Genomic DNA, 18021 nt, shown 5'->3' with positions numbered 1-18021 from the left:
GCCGATGCAAACGCCGAAAGTCTACGTCGTCATACTGAACTGGAACGGGTGGGCGGACACCATCGAGTGCCTGGAAAGCCTGCTGCGGAGTACCTACCGGAACTTCCAGGTGGTGGTCTGCGACAACTCCTCCTCCGACGGTTCGGTGGAGCGGATCAAGGCGTGGGCAGCGGGAGATCTCAGCCTGTACCTCGACCGAACCAATCCGCTGCGGGGGCTTTCCTTTCCCGCCGTTGCCAAGCCCCTTTCCTGCCTGCACCTTCGCGCCGGGGAAGGGTTCGGTGCCGGTACGGGGGAAGGGTACCCGCTGGTACTGATCGAGACCGGCGGCAACCTCGGATTCGCCGGCGGCAACAACGTCGGGCTCCGCTACGCGCTGGCCCGCGACGACTTCGACTTCGTCTGGCTGCTCAACAACGACACGGTGGTCGCCCCCGACGCGCTGGCCTCCATGGTCGAGTCGATGGCGCACCGCCCCGACGCCGGGTTTTGCGGAGCGATGCTGCTCGACTACTCCCCCCCCCAGGCCGTCCAGTCCTACGGAGGCTCCACCTACAACCGGTGGCTCGCCGCACCGAAGAGCGTCGGGGCAGGGGAAACCTTGGGCCCGGCCATCGACGAGGATACCGTCTCGCAAGGGCTCGATTACGTGGCCGGCGCCTCCATGCTGGTGCCGAAGCGGCTGCTGGTCGAGATTGGCCTGATGTGCGAGGATTACTTCCTCTACTTCGAGGAGATCGACTGGTTCCAGAGGGCCCGGCGCCGTTTCCGCATCGCCTTCTCGTCCCGAAGCCGGGTCTACCACAAGGAGGGGGCCTCGATAGGTTCCAGTTCGGTCGCGGCAAGCCGCAGCAAGCTGTCCGATTTCTACCTCGTCAGGAACAAGGTACTCTTCACCAGGAAATTCTTTCCCCTGCTGCTGCCGGTGGTGATCCTCTCCACCCTGGTGGTCGCCGTCAACCGGATCCGGCGCGGACAGGCGGACCGTGTCGGGATTGTCTTCAAGGGAGTGTTGGAGGGAATACGAGGGTAGCGTCCCGCGAAGGCCGCTGCTTCAATCAGCTATGAGCAAGAAATCGCTCCTTTTTCTGTCCAGTCATCTTCCCTCCAAGTCCGTTCCCCAGGCCGGACAGGCCATCGCCTTCGACCGGCTGGAGGAGTACGCCCGCGACTACGACATCTACCTGATGGCTTTCGTGAACGAGGCGGAGAAGGGGCATGCCGGCCCGGCACTGGAGAAACTCTGCTCGCAGGTGTCGCTCTTCGAGGTCTCGCTCCGTCAACGTGTGGTGGGGATCCTGACCCATCCGGCTCTCCCTGTCCGGGTGGCTTCCCGGATCCACCCCGGCTTCGACGCCGAGCTCCGCCGGGTCCTGCGGGAGCGCCGCTTCGACAGGGTCCACTTCGAGTACACCTCGGTCGGCCACTATCTGGACCGGGTGTCCCACGTCGAGGAGCAGCTGCTCATCGAGCACGACGTCACCTACCAGTCCTTCCAGCGCAAGATGGAGGGGAGCTCCGGAGTCAGGCGGTTTCTCTACCGGCTCGAGTACGGGCGGCAAAAGGCCTGGGAGCTGGACGTCCTGCACCGGGTGCAGCGGATCGGGACCCTCAATTTCAAGGACCGCGACCTCCTGGTGGCCGACGGCGTGGACCCGGCCAAGATCGAGGTCTTCCCGCCTAAGGTCGATGAGCGCTTCAAAAAGGTGACCCGGGAAAAGGTGGTGGCCGGTACCATCCTGCTGTGGGGGGCGATGGGGCGTACGGAAAACTCCGACGCAGTCTTCTGGTTCCTCGACGAGATCTTCCCGCGGGTCAAAGAGCGGGTTCCTCACGCCAAGGTTTCGGTGGTGGGGGCGAATCCGCCGGCCCGTATGCTGGAGAGGGCCTCGGAGTGCGTGGAGGTCACCGGCTTCGTGGAGGACCCCATTCCTTACTTCGAAAGGGCACAGGTCGGGGCGGCTCCCCTCCGGCTCGGGGCGGGGATCAAGATCAAGGTGCTGGAATTCATGGCGGCCGGGCTTCCCGTGGTCGCCACCACCGTCGCCGCCGAAGGTATCGACGGTGAGATGCGGATAGCTGACGATGCGAGGGGATTCGCTGACGCCCTTTGCGAGACACTTACCCAAGGGTAGGAGAACATACTGAGGTTAGTGGTGAATCTGAGTAATTTTGCCGTAATAGTCCCGACCCTTAACGCCGGTCCCGAATTTGCCAGTTTCCTGGCCTCGTTGGAAAGCCAGACGGTTCAGCCCCGCTACAAGATCCTGGTGGATTCGGAGTCGACCGATTCGACCGTCTCCCAAGCCACCGCTGCCGGTTTCCAGGTGGTCCCCATCACGAGGGCGTCCTTCAACCACGGTGCGACCCGGCAGCTGGCCATCTCCTACGCCCCCGAAGCCGAATTCCTGGTCTACCTCACCCAGGATGCGGTCCTCGCGTCACCCGCCTCGCTGGAGAGCCTCCTTGCCTGCTTCCGGGACGACCAGGTAGCCGCCGTCTGCGGACGCCAGCTTCCCTACGAGGACGCCTCACCCCTTGCCGCCCATGCCCGTTATTTCAACTATCCGGCCCACTCCGCGGTCAAGGCGCCGGCGGACATCGCAAGGCTCGGCATCAAGGCCGCCTTTCTCTCCAACTCCTTCGCCGGTTACCGCCGCAGCGCCCTCGAATCGGTGGGGGGCTTTCCCGCCGACGTCATCTTCGGGGAGGACACGGTGGTCGCCGCCAAGTTCCTGCTCAACGGGTGGAGCCTCACCTACTGCGCGGAGGCGGCCTGCTACCACTCCCACAATTACACCCTGATGGAAGAGGCCCGTCGCTACTTCGACATCGGCGTCCTTCACCAGGCCGAGCGCTGGATCCTCGACCGGTTCGGCAAGCCAGAAGGGGAGGGGAAGAAATTCGTCGTCTCCGAGCTGAAGTACCTCTTGGAAAACTCCCCCTTTACCATCCCGGCGGCTTTTCTCCGGACGGCCTCCAAGCTGGTTGCCTACAAGCTCGGCAGCCGCTGGAGCAGCATTCCCCGCTGGCTGGTACAGGATCTCAGCATGAACAAAGGATACTGGAAAAAATGAAATATGTGATATTTGGCGGGGCCGGCTTCATCGGCAGTCACCTGGTGCGGGAACTGAAGCGTCGCAATGTGACCGAGATCGTCATTGCCGACATCGTGGAGCCTCAAGGGGATCTTTTCAGCGGGACCAAATTTGTACGGTGCGATGTCCGTGAGCCGATCCCGGCGGAGGTCCTGGCCGCGCCGGACGTGGTTGTGAACCTCGCCGCCGTCCACCGTACCCCCGGCCATCCCGACCACGAGTATTTCGACACCAACGTCGCGGGAGCGGAGAACGTCACCGCCTACTGCGAGGCCACCGGGTGCCGCACCATCTGGTTCACCAGTTCGATAGCCGTTTACGGTCCCACCGAGAGCCCCAAGAGCGAGAAGTCGGAGCTGGTCCCCAATTCCGCCTATGGCAAATCGAAACTGCAGGCCGAGGAGATCCACCGCGCCTGGCAGAAGAAAGGGGAGGGGCGGCGGCTTCTCATCGTCCGTCCGGCGGTGGTCTTCGGCCGTGGCGAGAACGGAAACTTCACCAAGCTCGCCAAGGCGCTCAAGAAGGGGTTCTTCGTCTATCCCGGGCGAAAGGACACGGTGAAGGCGTGCGGGTACGTAGGGGAGCTGATGGGGACCCTCTTCTTCATGAGCGAGCAGCCGGAGCCGTACCTCCTCTACAATTTCTGCTATCCCCGCGAGTACACTATCGAGGAGATCTGCCGGGCCTTCTGCAAAGCCGGCCCCTTCCGCCCGCCGCTCGGGACGGTTCCGCTTTCCGTCATGGTCAACGCTGCCCGTCCTTTCCAGCTTTTGAACGCCCTGGGGCTGAAGAATCCGATCCACCCATCCAGGATGCGCAAGCTGGTCCGTTCCACCAACATCGTCCCCGGCGAACTCGTCGCCAGGTCGTACCCGTATGCGACCGATCTGGCAGAGGGGCTGGCGCGGTGGAAAAAGGACGACCCGGACGGAGATTTCGTCTGATCTGGTGCCTGCCCGGCCGGAAATGCAAAAAAGCCTGCTGCTCGTATTGAGCCGCAGGCTTTTTTTATATCTCCTGTCTAAACTTTATGCGCCGACCGTCACCGCGCTGCTTCCTTTGACCACCACTCCGTAGCGGGTGGTCTGGGCTCCGGAGGTGATGGCGCGCCAGTTGGCAGCGTCGGCCGAGATCACGGTGGCCCCGGCCTCGCCCACTGCCATGAAGCTCGTGCCGGTGAAGGTGATCCCCATCAGGGTGCTGGTGGTGGCGGAATTCTGTTTCTGCCATGACTTCCCGTCGGCCGACGTCATGATGGTACCGTTTTCGCCTGCCACCACGATGGTCTTGTTGCCGAAGCCGACCGCGTAGAGCCAGGAGCTGTCGCCGGTGGTAGCGCTCTGCCAGGTCGTCCCATCGAGGGAGACGGCTACCGTACCTGCCTCGCCGACCGCCACGAACTTGTCGCCGCAAAAAGCGATGCTGTAGAGGATGTTGTTGGTTCCGGACTCCACGTTGTCCCAGCTATGCCCATCGGTCGATTTGACGATGGCGCCGTTGTTTCCCACCGCCACGAAGACCCCGTTTCCGTATGCCACGCTGTAGAGCACGTCGGAGCCCTGGGCGGCCTCCGGGTTCCAGGTCGTCCCGTCCGCAGAAGTGACGATCGTTTTGTCGCCGCCGACGGCCACGTAGAGAGAATTGCCGTACGCGACCGCCAGCAGGGAGTTGGCCGTATTGGAGGCCTGCTCGCTCCAGGTGGACTGGTCGGCCGAGGTGATGATCCTGCCGTCGTTGCCTACCGCAACCACCAGGTTGGCCCCGGCCGCGGCGCCATTTAAAACCTGCTGGGCCTGCACGGGGGCTGCCACGATGGCCGGCGGGACCGGGTCGGTTACCGGGGTGCTCGCCGTCGCGGTCGCGGTCACCGGGTTCCCTCCGCCGCCACCGCATCCGAACAACAGGGAAAGAGAGAGACCAGCCAGGAGCATGTTTAAGTTTTTGGTGATGTTTTTTTGGCCTCGCATGTCGATGTCCTCCTCAGTTCATGCCTGGGGAGTTTCACCGAAAGTGCCAGGTGGGGCGGGGTTGGTTGTTTGTTGCTAAGTACTGGTAAACTAACAAGAAAAATCTAAATCTTTTTGTGCTACTGAAAATACGTTTCAAAAATGGATGAGGATACGTTGAGCCAGTGTTTGGTATGTCGAGCGGGAGAGTGACGAAAATTCAGATAGTTAAGGAAGTTTCAGGAGTTGAACAACTGGCACGGTTTGAACAGGGGGCCATGAGCCGTGTCGTCGGGGATTTCTTAGTGGGGGAGGGAAGGGCAAAGGGATGGTTGAGGCGGACAGGTGTGAGGTGTGAGGTGTGAGGTGTGAGGTGTGAGGTGGGGAGTCGGAGAAGCAGTCCTGTCGGAGTCGGCGAGGTGAGGTTACGGTGGAGCTGGAGGTAAGCGCTGCGGGGATGGTGAGAAATTAAATCGACTGGCGGGGGCTCCCGAAGGGGCCCCCGCCAGTAGGTGTTACCAGCTGCTACTTAAGTGTGTAGTTGATCCATTTGGCTGCTTCATAGGTGGCCGTGGAGCCGGCGTTTCTCGCGTAGACGGCCAAGGTGTAGATGCCGGGGGTGGCGCCGGTGGTGTTCCAGGTGTAGGTGTTAGCGGTGCTGTAGGGACCGACGGCCTGGGCAACGGTGCTACCTGCTGTACTGATCCGGAACTGGTACTCGTAGTTGCCGGTGCCGCCGGTTGCCTGCCCGGACAGCAGGATGGAAGTACCGGCGCTCTGCGGGCTCAGCGGATTGGTCGTGAAGGAGACGCTGCTGACCGGCGGAGAGGTCACGGTGAAGTTGATCCACTTGGCCGCCTCGTAGACAGCGGTCGACCCCACGTTTCTCGCGTACACGGCGAGGGTATAGGTGCCCGGAGTGAGGGTGCTGGTGTTCCAGGTGTAGGTGTTGGTGGTGCTGTAGGGCCCGACGGCCTGGGTAACGGTGCTTCCGACTGCACTCACCCGGAACTGGTACTCATAATTGCCGCTGGCTCCGGTTGCCGAGGCGCTCAGCAGAATCGAGGTGCCGATGTTCTGCGGACTGACCGGGCTGACGCTGAAGGAGACGCTGCTAACCGGCGGATAGGTCACGGTGAAGGTAATCCACTTGGCAGCCTCGTACATGGCGGTCGACCCGACGTTCCTCGCGTACACGGCGAGGGTGTAGGTGCCGGGGGTGAGGTTGGAGGTGTTCCAGGTATAGGTGGAGTTGCTTCCGTAACTCGTCACCGGCGATACCACCGTTCCACCCACTGCGCTCACCAGGAACTGGTATTCGTAGTTGCCGCTGCCGCCGCTCGCCGAGGCGGAGAGCTGGACGCTTGTACCTTTCAGTTGGGGGCTGGAGGGGCTGGTGGTCAGGGTGACGCCGGTCACCGACGAACTGCTCAGCAAGGTGTAGTTGGTCCACTTGGCCACCTGGTAGACGGCGGTGGAACTGGCGTTGCGGGCGTAGACCGCAAGCGTGTAGATGCCGCCGGGCAGGCCCGTAGTGTTCCAGTTGTAGCTGGAGGTCGAGGTGTACCCGGTGACGGCCTGGGTTACGGTGCTGCCGGCGGCGCTGATCCTGAACTGGTACTGGTAGACCCCGCTCCCTCCCTGCGCGGCGGCGTTGAGGGTGATCGAGGAGCCTATCTGTTGCGGGCTCGGTGTGCTGGTGGTCAGCGACACGCTGGTGGGCGGCGGATAATCCGGGGTCGTGACCGAGGCGGTTGCGTATCCGGAGTTCCCGGCAGAGTTGAACCCGTGGATCCGGTACTGGTACGTGGTGTTGGCGATGACGGTGGTGTCCACGTAGGAGGTGGCGTTCGCCAGCGTCGTGGCCACCTGCGAGTAGGAGGTGGAGGTACCGGTAGCCCGTTCGATCACGAAGCCGATCTCGTTGGCGGAGTTATCCGTCCAGGAGAGATTGACCGAGTTGTAGGCCGGGGCGGCGGCGGTGAGGTTGGCCGGCGCGGCCGGGATGGTTTCGGTCACCCGGAAGATGAACGGACGCATGAAGTCGTTTTCTTCGTGGCCTAAGATGTGGCAGTGCCAGACGTACTCCCAGCCGAAGTCGGCGACGGTGTTGCTCACGCCTTGGCCGGCGGGGTAGGGGTTGCCGGTGGTCGGGTCGAGGTTCATGAAGCCCATGGTGTCGCCGGGGGCCTGGGCAGGCGCCAGGTAGCGGACGCTGTTGGGGATGCCGAAGCCCCCCAGGGTCGGCTTCTTGGCCCTCACGGCCACGATGATGTCCTCGAGCGGGTTCATCCGCACGGTTTCTTTCCAGCCGACTTCGTTCGGGTTCGGCGGCTTCACGGTGCCGTCCCAGCCGACCCGGTTGATTACCTGCACGTTGACCAGGTGGAAGTGGACGGGGTGGGTGTCGACGCCGTTATGGGTGATCTTCCAGATCTGGGTCTCGCCGTCGGTGATGGTCTCGGTGGCCGGGTCGATGTACCCCAGCGGAACGGTGGTCTGCACGTTGGAGCCGGTGTAGGGGATCTCGACGCCGAGGGTGGCGTTCATACGCCCGTGGGTGTCGAAGAGTTCCTGGATGGCCTTGTTGAGGACCGGGATGCTGGCCACCTGGCCTGCGCCCACGGTGGTCAGGGTGGTGGAGCCTTCCGGATAGTAGCTGATGGTGTCGCCTGCGACGAAGTCGAAGGTATGCTGGGTTGCCGATCCGGTGAAGATCCTCGCGTACTTGTCGGTGTAGCTGGTGCCGAGCGCGGTGTTGAAGGCGGATTCCGCCACTACCGGCTTGGGCTGGGAGTCGGCGAAGGCCTGCGGCAGCGCGGTCAAAAGGGCCTTCTCGTCGAACGGGGTGCCGTTAGCGCCGGCGGTCCCGGTTACCTTGATCTGCATGATGGTGCGGGTGTTGGGGCCGAAGCCGGGGGCGGTGGTGAACCAGCCGCCGGAGTCGGTCTGGTCGACGTCGCCGGTATAGTAGTCGATGCGGGCGTCGAAGGCCGGGATCGGGGCCGGGGCGTCGTTGTAGAGGATCAGGGTCTTCCCTGCGTACTGCGAGAAGTCGACTACCACGTCGGCGCGCTCGGCGCTCCCCAGGAGAAGGGCGTGGTCGGAGACGTTAAGGACGGTGATGGAGCGGCGCATGTACTCGTAGTTGGTCGGGTTGGCAGGGATGATGGCCGCCTGGGGCAGCAGGCCCCCCTCGGTGCCGATCTGGATCATCTTGGGACCGGCGGTGGTCGGGTCGGGAACGCCGCCGTCCCTGCCGTCGACCGGCCAGGTGGCGGGGAGGCAGTTGTTCGGGATGCCGGTGACCGGGTTGACCGGGGCGGTGGAGGCGCAGGCCGGCAGTGCCCCCGGGGCGGACGGGATCATCTTCACCTCGGTGTTGGTCCGGCCGTCGGCGGTGGTCACCGTCGGGTCGGCCACGAAGAGGCTCAGGTTGATCATGCGGTCGTTGGTGGCGTTGAGGATCCGGAAGCGGTAGGCCTTGGGATCCACGGTGACGGCCGGGTAGGGGGTGCCGTTGATGAGCGGGGTGTCGCCGAAAGCTTCCGGGGTGGTGGTCACGTCACCGTACACGCCGGTCGGCAGCGGCTGGTCTGCCGGGAAGACCGGCCAGAACCAGGGGCCCCAGTCCCAGCGCCCCACCGGGTTGGTCCCGTCGTAGGAGGTCGGGTCCTGGTTGGTCTCGTACACGTGCGGGAACCAGAGGTCGCCCGGCTGACCCCAGTGGAGGGTGTCCCACTTGGTGTCCTGGACGGCAATGTCGGCCGGCACGAAGGTCTTTTCCTGGATGATGAGCGGGATCTGGGGAACGCCGGCGAGCGGCAGGAGGTTCTCCCCGTGGCCGGCCGCATCCTGGATCAGGTAGCCGGCCGCCTCGCCCGCGTAGACGTTGAGCCTGGTGAAGCCGAGGGTGTGGTCGTGGTAGAACATGAGCCGGGCGCTCTCGCCGTTGGGGAAGTAGTAGGTGGCGGAGCCGGGGCCCGGATCGGGCATGTCGGGGACGTTCTGCTGCGAGGCCCCTTTCGGCCACGGGGTGTTCTCACCGGCCGGAACCACCCACTGGTGCGGGGTGCCGTCGCTGATCCACGGGTTGTCGCCCCCGTGCAGGTGGATCTCGGAACCGTTCTGGGTGTACTTGTGGGTGCCGTCGGGACCGAGTCCCGCCCCCATCAGGGTCTCGTCGACCGGGAGGAAGAGGTCGCCGTTACGCTTGCCGGTGGTCGCGTCGAAGCGCCCCTTGGGGAGGAGGTTGGTGAACTTCACCCTGACCGCGGTCCCCCGGGTGGTCACGATCATCGGTCCCAGGTAGTGCGGCTGGTCGACCGCGTAGATCTGGTTCCCCTTGGCGTCCAGGATCGGCGTGCCGTCGGGGTATTTCAGCGCGAAATGTTTGCTCTTGTTGGCCGCGTAGAGTCCGGCGGTTTCCAGCTGGACGTAGCCGCGCAGGGTGGTCGCTTTCGGGAGATCGGAATGGAGCTTTTCTTGGTACTCGACGACGGCGATTTCGTAATAGTCGTCATTGGTGGTGACCCCGTTGCCGTTGACCCATTTCTCGGGAACGCCGGCCGGGATGTACTGGCCCAGGTTGTTGGCCCCGAAGGTGGTGAAGCCGGGGACGCCGGGGAGGGTGTCGACGAACTTCCTCATCGTCTCAGGGGTGGCGGAGCCGGGGATACTGACCGAGTTCGCGTAGTAGGTGGGGATGGTCCTGGTCCCGCCGGTGGAGTAGGTGCTGTAACCGATCCCGGCCCCCGCCCGTGCGGTACCGGGCGTGAAGGTCAGGGCGGCCATAAGCGTCAGGCAAACAGAGCTCAGAATACTTCGCCAATTCATGGTGTCCTCCTTTTCAGATAATGACTACATAGCTGCAGGTTAGGGGTGAGCCTAAAGGCGGTGGAGCATGGATTCATTTGAGGTAACGGATTGTTCTATTGTTTTTGGGGGTGATCGCTTGCGGCGACTTTTTCTTTGCCGGTGGCGGGCTGGGCGCCTCTGGCGTCCTGGGCCTGTTTGGACTGAAGCTTTCTGGCCATGGCCAGGTTCCGGTGCAGCTCGGACTGGACGTCCTTCATCGCTTTGCGGACCACGCTTTCGGGGAGCTGCACCCGGTTCCCTTGGGCATCCTTCATACCGCGGATGACCTGGTCGAGGTCGATGTCGATGCTCCCTTTCTGCAGATTCCTTGCGGTCTCCACCCCGATCGAGTAGCTGACGATGTCCTTGCGGCTTTGCAGAGGGGAGACCTCCTCGGCGTGGGCGAGCGGGCCGGAGCAAATCTGCAGTGCAGCTCCGGCCGCAATCACCGCCGCCATGACAATGGGTGTTGTCAATTTCATGCGAACTCCTCTTTGTCCTGATTGGAATTGGGGTTATGTCGGGTTCTTTTACAGTAAGCGTGCCATAATGAGCAGTGCCTGCTAAGTAGCTAATTAATAATAGGAACGTATCACCAGTGGCAGGGGGACGGAACAGCGAGGGGTTGCGAAAAACACGACACGGCTAGGGCGGGGGAAGGGGTAACTACTATTTTTCCTTACCTGTTTTCGGTAATGACGCGAAAACGACCGGCTGCAACTTTTACGACACCGTTAATGGACCTCCGGTCCATGGCATGTAATTTTATCGCTGAGAAATATAATGCCGTTTGCAGTGATCGGTCGGTCGTCCTGCGGGGGGCGGTCCGGCACCAAGGTAACATTACCGGAATGTAATCTTTGACAGGCCGGTTCGAACTCTTCCTGTCCGTCTAAAACACCAGTTGCCTCAGTCAAATTTAACAAGTTTGTAAATTTTAAACACTTGAATCACCGTATTTTTTCATGTATAAACTCATTCACTTTGTTTTGAGAAGCGGCTATGAGAGTACCGCTTCTTTTGGAATGGTTGCAGGTGCTGTAAGGGGGACGCTGAGATGTTGAAGGAGCAGGCTAGTGTCATAAGAAAGGCCAATATCGTTACCGACGCTGCCATCATCGTGACTGCATTCCTCACAGCCTACGACCTTCGCGTAAAAATGGGAGAACTGAGAGATCTCGACGAGTACTCCTGGCTCCTGCTCGCCATCATCCCCATCTGGCTTATCCTGCTGGATCGTTTCGGATTATACGCGTCCCAGCGGATCAACTCCCTCTGGAATATTTTCGTATCACTCATTAAAGTTACCGCCTGTGGCGGGATCCTTTCCGCCGCCCTCATCTACTTTCTCGAACCCCGGGGCTATTCCCGCGGCTTCTTCGGGACCTTCCTCATCCTCTCCTTCTTGATGCTTTTGGCCGAGCAGTACTTCGTACGGCTGCTTTTGAGGCTGTTCCGCCTGGAGGGGTACAACGTCCGTAATCTCCTTCTGGTCGGCACCGGGGAGAGCGCCAGGAGAATCCTCACCATCCTGGAGGATAAAAAGGAGTGGGGATTCAAGGTGGTGGGGTTCGTCCACACCCAGCCGAACTACTCCCACCGCACGCTGCTTGGGCATCCGGTGGTTGGGCCGCTCACCAGGCTGGTCGAGATCTGCAAGGACAACCCGGTGGACGAGGTGATCTTCTGCGACTCCAAGGAAGAGGCCCGCTTCGAGATCGCCGCGTACATCGCCGATCTCCACGAGATGGGGATCACCGCCCGCACCGTTTTGAACCTGTTCTACCGCTTCGAGGGAAAGAAGGAGCTCACCATGCTCCAGAACGAGGTCCCTCTCCTGACCTTCCGTTCGGTCTCCGCCGACGCCAACCAGCTCTTCTTCAAGCGCTGCCTCGATCTCGCCGGCGCTTCGGTGGGGCTCGCCATCACCGCCGTCCTCTTCCCGTTCATCGCCCTGGCCATCAAGCTGGAATCCCCGGGCCCGCTCTTCTTCGGGCAGACGCGGGTGCGCGAGAACGGCAGGACCTTCACCTGCTGGAAGTTCCGTTCCATGTTCATCGACGCCGAGGAGCGCAAGAAGGAGCTCATGCATCTAAACGAGATGGAGGGGGCGATCTTCAAGATCAAGAACGATCCCCGCGTGACCCGGGTCGGCGCCTTCATCCGGAAGACCAGCCTCGACGAGCTGCCGCAGTTTTGGAACGTGTTGAAGGGGGAGATGAGCCTCGTGGGGACCCGTCCGCCAACGCCGGCCGAGGTGGCCAACTACCAGAACTGGCAGAGAAAGAGGATCTGCATGAAGCCGGGGATCACCGGGCTTTGGCAGGTGAGCGGAAGAAACTCCATCAACGACTTCGACGAAGTGGTGCGGCTCGATCTCGAATACATCGACACCTGGAGCTTCGCCACCGACTTGAGGCTCATCCTGAGGACCCTCAAGGTGGTCATCTTCAGGGAAGGGGCCTGCTAAAGGGATAACGCAGGGGACTGCGACGAGCGGATTGAAAGGGGACTGGCACTTAAGACGGCCAGTCCCCTTTTTGCGTCCTCAACCCGGCAATGCTGTTCCACTACGGCGACTTCTCCGTTTGTAGAATTACAGCTTCCCGCCGGCCCTTCTCAGGAGAAGGGAGTTGGCCACCACCGAGACCGACGAGAATGCCATGGCGAGACCGGCGAATTCGGGCTTCAAGGTGATGCCGAACGGGTAGTAGAGGATGCCGGCCGCGACCGGTATGCCGAGTATGTTGTAGAAGAGCGCCCAGAAGAGGTTCTGCTTGATCTTGGCGAGGGTGTACCTCCCGAGCTTCACGGCGCGCACCACGTCCATCAGGTCGTCCTTCACCAGGATGACGTCTCCCGTCTCCTTGGCCACGTCGGTCCCGCCGCCAATGGCTATCCCGATGTCCGCCCGGGCCAGCGCGGGCGCGTCGTTGATCCCGTCACCGACCATTCCCACCGGCTCACCTTTCTCCTGGTACTCCTTCACCACCTGCTCCTTGCGCTCCGGCAGCACCTCCGCTTCGAAGCCGTCCACACCTGCGCTTTTGGCGATGGCGGCGGCCACTCCCTTTTGATCCCCAGTCAGCATGAAGGTCTTGATCCCAAGCTTGCGGAGCTCTGCCACTGCGGCGGCCGAAGAGCTTTTGAGCCGGTCGGCCAGTGCCGCGACGCCCAAAAGGTTCCCGCCGGAAGCAACGTAGATGAGCGATTTCCCCTCTTCGGCGAAGCGTGCCGCCTGCCCGGCCACCGGGGCAACAGCAATACCCGACTCCTCCAGGAGGAGCGCCTTGCCCGCCATGATCTCGCTCCCCTCGAGGCGGCAGGTAACGCCAAAGCCACCCCTTTCCCGGTAGTCTGTCACTGCTGACGGTGCCACGCCGCGCTCGGCGGCCCCTTGCACGGCGGCCTGGGCGAGCGGATGGGACGAGTGGGCCTCGGCCGAGGCAAGGCAGGCCAGGAAGCGGGCCTCGTCGGCACCGGGTGCGGTAACGAGGTCGGTGAGGGTAGGGCGCCCCTCGGTGAGGGTGCCGGTCTTGTCGAGCAAAAGCGAGCGGACCCGTGAGATGTTCTCCAGCACCGAGCCGCGTTTGATCAGGATCCCGCGGGAGAGCCCGACCCCGCTCCCCACCATGATGGCGGTCGGCGTGGCGAGCCCCATGGCGCAGGGGCAGGCGATGACCACGACGGCGATGGCCAGCTTGAAGGCGAAGAGGAACGGCTCGTTTACTGCCAGGTACCAGATCAGGAAGGTGGCAAGCGACAGGGCGATAACCACCGGGACGAAGACCCCGGAGATCCGGTCGGCGAAGCGCTGGATCGGCGCCTTGTCCGCCTGGGCCTCCTGGACCATGCGCACGATCTGGGAGAGGAGCGTCTCCTCGCCCACCCGGGTCACGCGGACCTTGAGAAGACCGCTTCGGTTGATGGTGGCACCGGTGACGGCATCCCCGATCCCCTTTTCTACCGGGACCGATTCGCCGGTCACCATGGATTCGTCTACCGAGCTCTCTCCCTCCACGATCTCCCCGTCGGCGGGGATAGTCTCCCCGGCACGTACCAGGACGAGATCACCCACCCGGACCATGCTGGAAGGTACTTCCTTCTCCCCCTCCTCGGTGATCAGCCGCGCCTTGTCGGCCTGGAGCTTCAAGAGCTTTTTGAGCGCCTCCCCAGCCTTGCCGCGGGTGCGGGCCTCCAGGTACTTGCCGAACCGGATGAAGGCGATCAGCATCGCGGAGGTCTCGAAGAAGACGTCGCCGCCGTGCTCGCCGAAGGCGCCGAAGAATGCGAAGAGGGAGTAGACATAGGCCGCCGAGGTACCCAAGGCGACCAGGACGTCCATGTTGGCGCTGCGGTTTTTGAGGGCGAAGAGCGAGCCGCGGTAGAAGGTGAGCCCGGCGCTGAACTGGACGACGGTGGCGAGGATCAGATTCATCCACCCCACTCGAGGATCGTGGTGCATCCCCATGGTCAGCATGATCGGGAGCGACAGGACCATGCTGAAGATGAACCAGTTGCGCTGGCTGCGGTAGCTCTTGGTGCCGTCCTCTTTCGCCTCCTCGTCGGCCACCGGCTGGTATCCGGCGGCAGTCACCACGGCATAGATGCCGGCAGGATCGATGGCGGAGGAGTCGTAACGGACGAAGGCGGATTCCTGGGCGAGGTTGACCACCGCCGCGGCCACTCCGGGGGCGGCGGCCAATTTTTTCTCGAGGTTGTTGACGCAGGACGCGCAGTGGAGCCCATTGACGCCGAAGCGGAGCTCGCCAGCCCCCCCCTTGACCCGGGCACCGTAGCCGAGCTTGGTTATCTTCTGCTGGATGTCGTCACGGCTGATGGCGGCCTCGTCGAACTCGGCAAGAGCTTCTTCCATGGCGAAATTGACCGAAGCCCGGACGATCCCCGGGGTCTCGGCGAGGTTTTTCTCGATGCGGGCGGCGCAGTTGACGCAGGACATGCCGCTGATGGAAAAGGTTGCTTTCTGCATGACCGGTTGCCTCCTATTTCAAAAAACGCGATACGGTGGTCTTCACTTCGTCGAGGAGCTCCTGCTGGGTCATTCGCTGGGCACTCTCGTGCCCGGTTCCGCTGCCGTGCCCGATGACGCACATCTCCAGGTGCCTGGTGAGGAGCTCCACACCGAGGGCATCGAGGGCCGAGCGGACCGCTGCTATCTGGTTGAGGATGTCCACGCAGTAGCGCCGGTCTTCCAGCATCCGCTCGATCCCCGCCACCTGTCCCGCTACCCGCTTAACCCGCGCGGTAAGTTTCTTCTGCTGGTCGGTCATTGCCGTTCCTCCCCGGTTTCCTTAGATACCCCGGGCGGGTATCCTCATGAGTGATACGATACCCCCACGGGGTATGAAGGTCAAGGAGGAAAGTGAAAGGGAGGTAGTGACGGGGCGGGGGGGCAGGGGGGGATAAGAGAAAACAAAAAGCCCCGGAATTGCTCCCGGGGCTTTTGTGGCAGTGCGGCGTACGGTAGCCGGCTTAGGCGGCCTGCCGCTTGAGGTGGAGCTTTTTCGTGAAGAACTCGGTGTACTCCTTGTCCACCTTGAGGATGTGCCCCATGAGCCAGCCGCTCAAAAGGTCCATGATGGTGGCCGGGGAGACGCGGTGGTTCTCGAAGTCGACGATGGTCTCCTGGACCTTCTGCACGAAGGTGTCGTGGATCTTCTTGTGCAGCTCGTAATCGGGATAGCGGTGCTGGACCATGAGCCGCTCTTCGTCGCCGAAGTGCTCGACGCAGTAGGTGGCAAGTCCCGAAAGTATCCGGATGATCTCCCGGTCTCCGTGGCCGCGGGTGAAGGCGTCGTTCAGCTCCCCGATCATCGCGATCAGCTTCTTGTGCGCATCGTCGAACTGGGGCACCTGGACCGACATCCAGTTGTTCCACTTGATGATGGTCTGGAAGTGGTTGATCGAGCTGATCATCTCCTCGGCCAGCCGGTTCAGCTCCGCGGCGGCCTGGGCGAGGCTCGTCGCCTGTTCGCACTCGCGTCCGGCCAGGCCGGTGATCCGGTCGATGTTGGCGCTGATCTCGGAGGTGGTGGAGGTCTGCTCGCCGGCCGCCTGCGCGATCTGGTTGATCTGGGAGGTGACCTGGTCCACCTGGGCGAGGATCTGCCCCAGCGAGGAGCCGGAACGGGCCGCCTCCTCGGTTCCCTCCTGCACTTGGAGCACCCCCTGGTTCATGGCCTCGACGGCCCCCTGGGTCTCCTGCTGGATGGCCTTGATCATCCCGGTGATCTCCTGGGTCGCCTTGGTGGTACGCACGGCAAGTGAACGGACCTCGTCCGCCACCACAGCAAAGCCGCGTCCCTGCTCGCCCGCCCGCGCAGCCTCGATGGCGGCGTTCAAAGCCAGGAGGTTCGTCTGGTCGGCGATGTCCTCGATGGTGCCGATGATGTCGCCGATCTGGTGGGAGCGATCCCCGAGCACCCCGACCGTGGTCGCCGAGCTCTCAACCTGCCGGGCGATCTGGCCCATGACGGCGATGGTATTATCCACCACCTGACGCCCTTCCTGCGCGTAGGAGGCGGTGGTTCGCGAGGAGTCGACCGCCATCATGCAGTTATTGGCGATCACGCCGGCGGTCGCCGCCATTTCCTCTCCCGCGGTGGCTACGCCCGCCGCCTCTCCTGCCACTAGCTCGGCCCCGGCGGTCATCTCCTCGGTACGCTTCCGGATGTCGAAGGCCGCCTCCGCCACGTTGGTGGAGCATTTGCGGACGTTGCCGATCACCGCTTGCAGGTTATCGAGGAAACCGTTGAACGCCTTGGCGAGCTCGCCGGACTCGTCCTGGCGGGTTATCGGGATCCTTTGGGTCAGGTCGGCGTTCCCCTGGGTCATCTCCTTGAGTTGCCCGATGACCGCGGCGAGGGGGCGGGTGATGCCGCGCCCGACCGAGTAGGAGAGAAGGAGCAGCATCAGCGACAGGGCCATCGCCGCTGCATGAATCCACCACTTGAGGGCGGCGGCCTCCTGCATGACGTCCTCCATATAGACGCCGCTGCCGATGACCCATCCCCAGGGGGCGAAGAGCTTGACGTAAGAGATTTTGGGGAGCGGTTTCTCGCCTTCGGGCTTGGGCCACATGTACTCGACGAACCCCGCCCCCTTGTCCTTGCAGACCTTCACGAAGTCGACGAAGAGATGCTTATCGGCCGGATCCCTGTTGTCGGTCAGGTCCTTGCCGTCGAGCTCGGGCTTGTTCGGGTGAACAACCATCTTTGGTGTCAGGTCGTTGATCCAGAAGTATCCCCCTTTCCCGTAGCGAAGCGCCTTGACCGCCGCGATGCTGTCCGCCTGTGCCGAGGCGAGGTCGAGTTTCCCGTTTTTCACCAGCTGGTCGTAGCCGGCCAGGAAGCCGTAGGCGACCTCGACCACGTGTTGGGTCTCCACCTTCCTGCTCTCCAGGATCCTGTGGACCATGAAGGGGATGACCAAGCATTCGGTGCCGATCAGGGTGGCGATCAGCCCGATCAACGGGATAGCGAGAACCTTATTCTGGATGGACCAATGTCTGTACTTTTTGAATTTCATGGATCGTCTCCGCTAGAAGATCTCTTTCGACCTCTGGTAAGGGCCGCATGAAAGGATTAGATGTATGTAATGTGGGCGCTGCCGTCTGAGGGAAAGGCCGGTATTGTTATCGTATCGGTTTTGGCGTCGTTTTCTTGAGAGAGATCCGCGGCTAGATCAATGGGGGCTCCACAACTCTTCAGCATCAACCACTGAGCGCCCGGCCGGAACGGCGAAGGCCCAGGGGGGGAAGCCCCTGAGCCTTCTTTATTCATCTCTGTTGGCACCGCAGCGCCTTGATTCGTAGCGTTCGATTCTTCCGAGCCTTTCCCTTTCAGGCCCTTTTCCGGCAGCGCTAATCGCTGAACTTAAAGATCCTTCCAAAGTTGGACGGGATGTCGACTCCGGCAGGTTTGGACGGGTCGGTGACGTTTATCTCGCAGGGGGGTGTAGTGTCGTTGACCGCTCGTTTCATCGCCTTCTCCAGCTCGTCTGTCCACTTACCCGCGTGCCCGAAGGGGATATCGAGATGGACGGTATTACAGGAGAAATTGATGGCGATAACGAAGACCTCGCTGTTGAGCCATCTCCTG

Annotated in this window: 11 protein-coding genes; 5 read left to right on the top strand and 6 right to left on the bottom strand. The window is 62.3% G+C overall.

Annotation, left to right across the window (positions count from 1 at the left end):
• The first annotated feature begins 4 nt into the window (after positions 1 to 4).
• From L4X63_RS18605 to L4X63_RS18590, 4 genes are read left to right on the top strand one after another with little or no spacing between them, the layout of a single operon-like run.
• Entirely contained in the window at positions 5 to 1033 is a 1029-nt protein-coding gene (locus L4X63_RS18605) for a glycosyltransferase family 2 protein (protein ID WP_250680163.1), read from the top strand.
• 31 nt (positions 1034 to 1064) lie between these two features.
• Positions 1065 to 2135 (top strand): glycosyltransferase family 4 protein, encoded by a 1071-nt coding sequence (locus L4X63_RS18600; RefSeq protein WP_250680162.1) that lies wholly within the window; start codon positions 1065 to 1067, stop codon positions 2133 to 2135.
• A gap of 18 nt (positions 2136 to 2153) precedes the next feature.
• Complete coding sequence (locus L4X63_RS18595; RefSeq protein ID WP_250680161.1) at positions 2154 to 3077, top strand: glycosyltransferase family 2 protein; 924 nt, start codon at positions 2154 to 2156, stop codon at positions 3075 to 3077.
• Positions 3074 to 4042 (top strand): NAD-dependent epimerase/dehydratase family protein, encoded by a 969-nt coding sequence (locus L4X63_RS18590; RefSeq protein ID WP_250680160.1) that lies wholly within the window; start codon positions 3074 to 3076, stop codon positions 4040 to 4042. The genes L4X63_RS18595 and L4X63_RS18590 overlap by 4 nt, the downstream gene beginning before the upstream one ends.
• Before the next feature lie 84 nt (positions 4043 to 4126).
• On the opposite strand, the gene L4X63_RS18585 is transcribed toward L4X63_RS18590, so the two are convergent.
• From L4X63_RS18585 to L4X63_RS18575, 3 genes are all read right to left on the bottom strand, one after another.
• Positions 4127 to 5065, bottom strand: coding sequence for a WD40/YVTN/BNR-like repeat-containing protein (locus L4X63_RS18585; protein ID WP_250680159.1), 939 nt, complete (start codon positions 5063 to 5065; stop codon positions 4127 to 4129).
• A gap of 504 nt (positions 5066 to 5569) precedes the next feature.
• On the bottom strand, positions 5570 to 9880 hold the full coding sequence (locus L4X63_RS18580) for a multicopper oxidase domain-containing protein (RefSeq protein WP_250680158.1): 4311 nt from the start codon (positions 9878 to 9880) through the stop codon (positions 5570 to 5572).
• 95 nt (positions 9881 to 9975) lie between these two features.
• Entirely contained in the window at positions 9976 to 10383 is a 408-nt protein-coding gene (locus L4X63_RS18575; protein WP_250680157.1) for an FKBP-type peptidyl-prolyl cis-trans isomerase N-terminal domain-containing protein, read from the bottom strand.
• A gap of 575 nt (positions 10384 to 10958) precedes the next feature.
• On the opposite strand from L4X63_RS18575, the gene L4X63_RS18570 reads away from it, so the two are divergent.
• A complete protein-coding gene (locus L4X63_RS18570; protein WP_250680156.1) occupies positions 10959 to 12371 on the top strand; it encodes a sugar transferase in 1413 nt (470 codons plus the stop codon).
• A gap of 126 nt (positions 12372 to 12497) precedes the next feature.
• On the opposite strand, the gene L4X63_RS18565 is transcribed toward L4X63_RS18570, so the two are convergent.
• The 3 genes from L4X63_RS18565 to L4X63_RS18555 form a co-directional block, all read right to left on the bottom strand.
• Positions 12498 to 14891 (bottom strand): heavy metal translocating P-type ATPase, encoded by a 2394-nt coding sequence (locus tag L4X63_RS18565; protein ID WP_250680155.1) that lies wholly within the window; start codon positions 14889 to 14891, stop codon positions 12498 to 12500.
• 13 nt (positions 14892 to 14904) lie between these two features.
• On the bottom strand, positions 14905 to 15192 hold the full coding sequence (locus L4X63_RS18560) for a metal-sensitive transcriptional regulator (RefSeq protein WP_250680154.1): 288 nt from the start codon (positions 15190 to 15192) through the stop codon (positions 14905 to 14907).
• Between the two features lie 202 nt (positions 15193 to 15394).
• Complete coding sequence (locus tag L4X63_RS18555) at positions 15395 to 17449, bottom strand: bacteriohemerythrin (RefSeq protein WP_250680153.1); 2055 nt, start codon at positions 17447 to 17449, stop codon at positions 15395 to 15397.
• Between the last annotated feature and the right edge of the window lie 572 nt (positions 17450 to 18021).

Origin of the sequence: Geomonas sp. Red32 (assembly GCF_023652955.1) — a bacterium.
Classification (GTDB): domain Bacteria; phylum Desulfobacterota; class Desulfuromonadia; order Geobacterales; family Geobacteraceae; genus Geomonas.
Note: the sequence above shows the minus strand (reverse complement) of the source record. Positions and strands in the feature narration are given on the sequence as shown.

What these genes read in the sequence shown, in the direction of transcription:
- L4X63_RS18605 (WP_250680163.1), top strand. Translation starts at nt 5, where the DNA reads ATGCAAACGCCGAAAGTCTACGTCGTCATACTGAACTGGAACGGGTGG.
- L4X63_RS18600 (WP_250680162.1), top strand. Translation starts at nt 1,065, where the DNA reads ATGAGCAAGAAATCGCTCCTTTTTCTGTCCAGTCATCTTCCCTCCAAG.
- L4X63_RS18590 (WP_250680160.1), top strand. Translation starts at nt 3,074, where the DNA reads ATGAAATATGTGATATTTGGCGGGGCCGGCTTCATCGGCAGTCACCTG.
- L4X63_RS18585 (WP_250680159.1), bottom strand. Translation starts at nt 5,065, where the DNA reads ATGCGAGGCCAAAAAAACATCACCAAAAACTTAAACATGCTCCTGGCT.
- L4X63_RS18580 (WP_250680158.1), bottom strand. Translation starts at nt 9,880, where the DNA reads ATGAATTGGCGAAGTATTCTGAGCTCTGTTTGCCTGACGCTTATGGCC.
- L4X63_RS18575 (WP_250680157.1), bottom strand. Translation starts at nt 10,383, where the DNA reads ATGAAATTGACAACACCCATTGTCATGGCGGCGGTGATTGCGGCCGGA.
- L4X63_RS18570 (WP_250680156.1), top strand. Translation starts at nt 10,959, where the DNA reads ATGTTGAAGGAGCAGGCTAGTGTCATAAGAAAGGCCAATATCGTTACC.
- L4X63_RS18565 (WP_250680155.1), bottom strand. Translation starts at nt 14,891, where the DNA reads ATGCAGAAAGCAACCTTTTCCATCAGCGGCATGTCCTGCGTCAACTGC.
- L4X63_RS18560 (WP_250680154.1), bottom strand. Translation starts at nt 15,192, where the DNA reads ATGACCGACCAGCAGAAGAAACTTACCGCGCGGGTTAAGCGGGTAGCG.
- L4X63_RS18555 (WP_250680153.1), bottom strand. Translation starts at nt 17,449, where the DNA reads ATGAAATTCAAAAAGTACAGACATTGGTCCATCCAGAATAAGGTTCTC.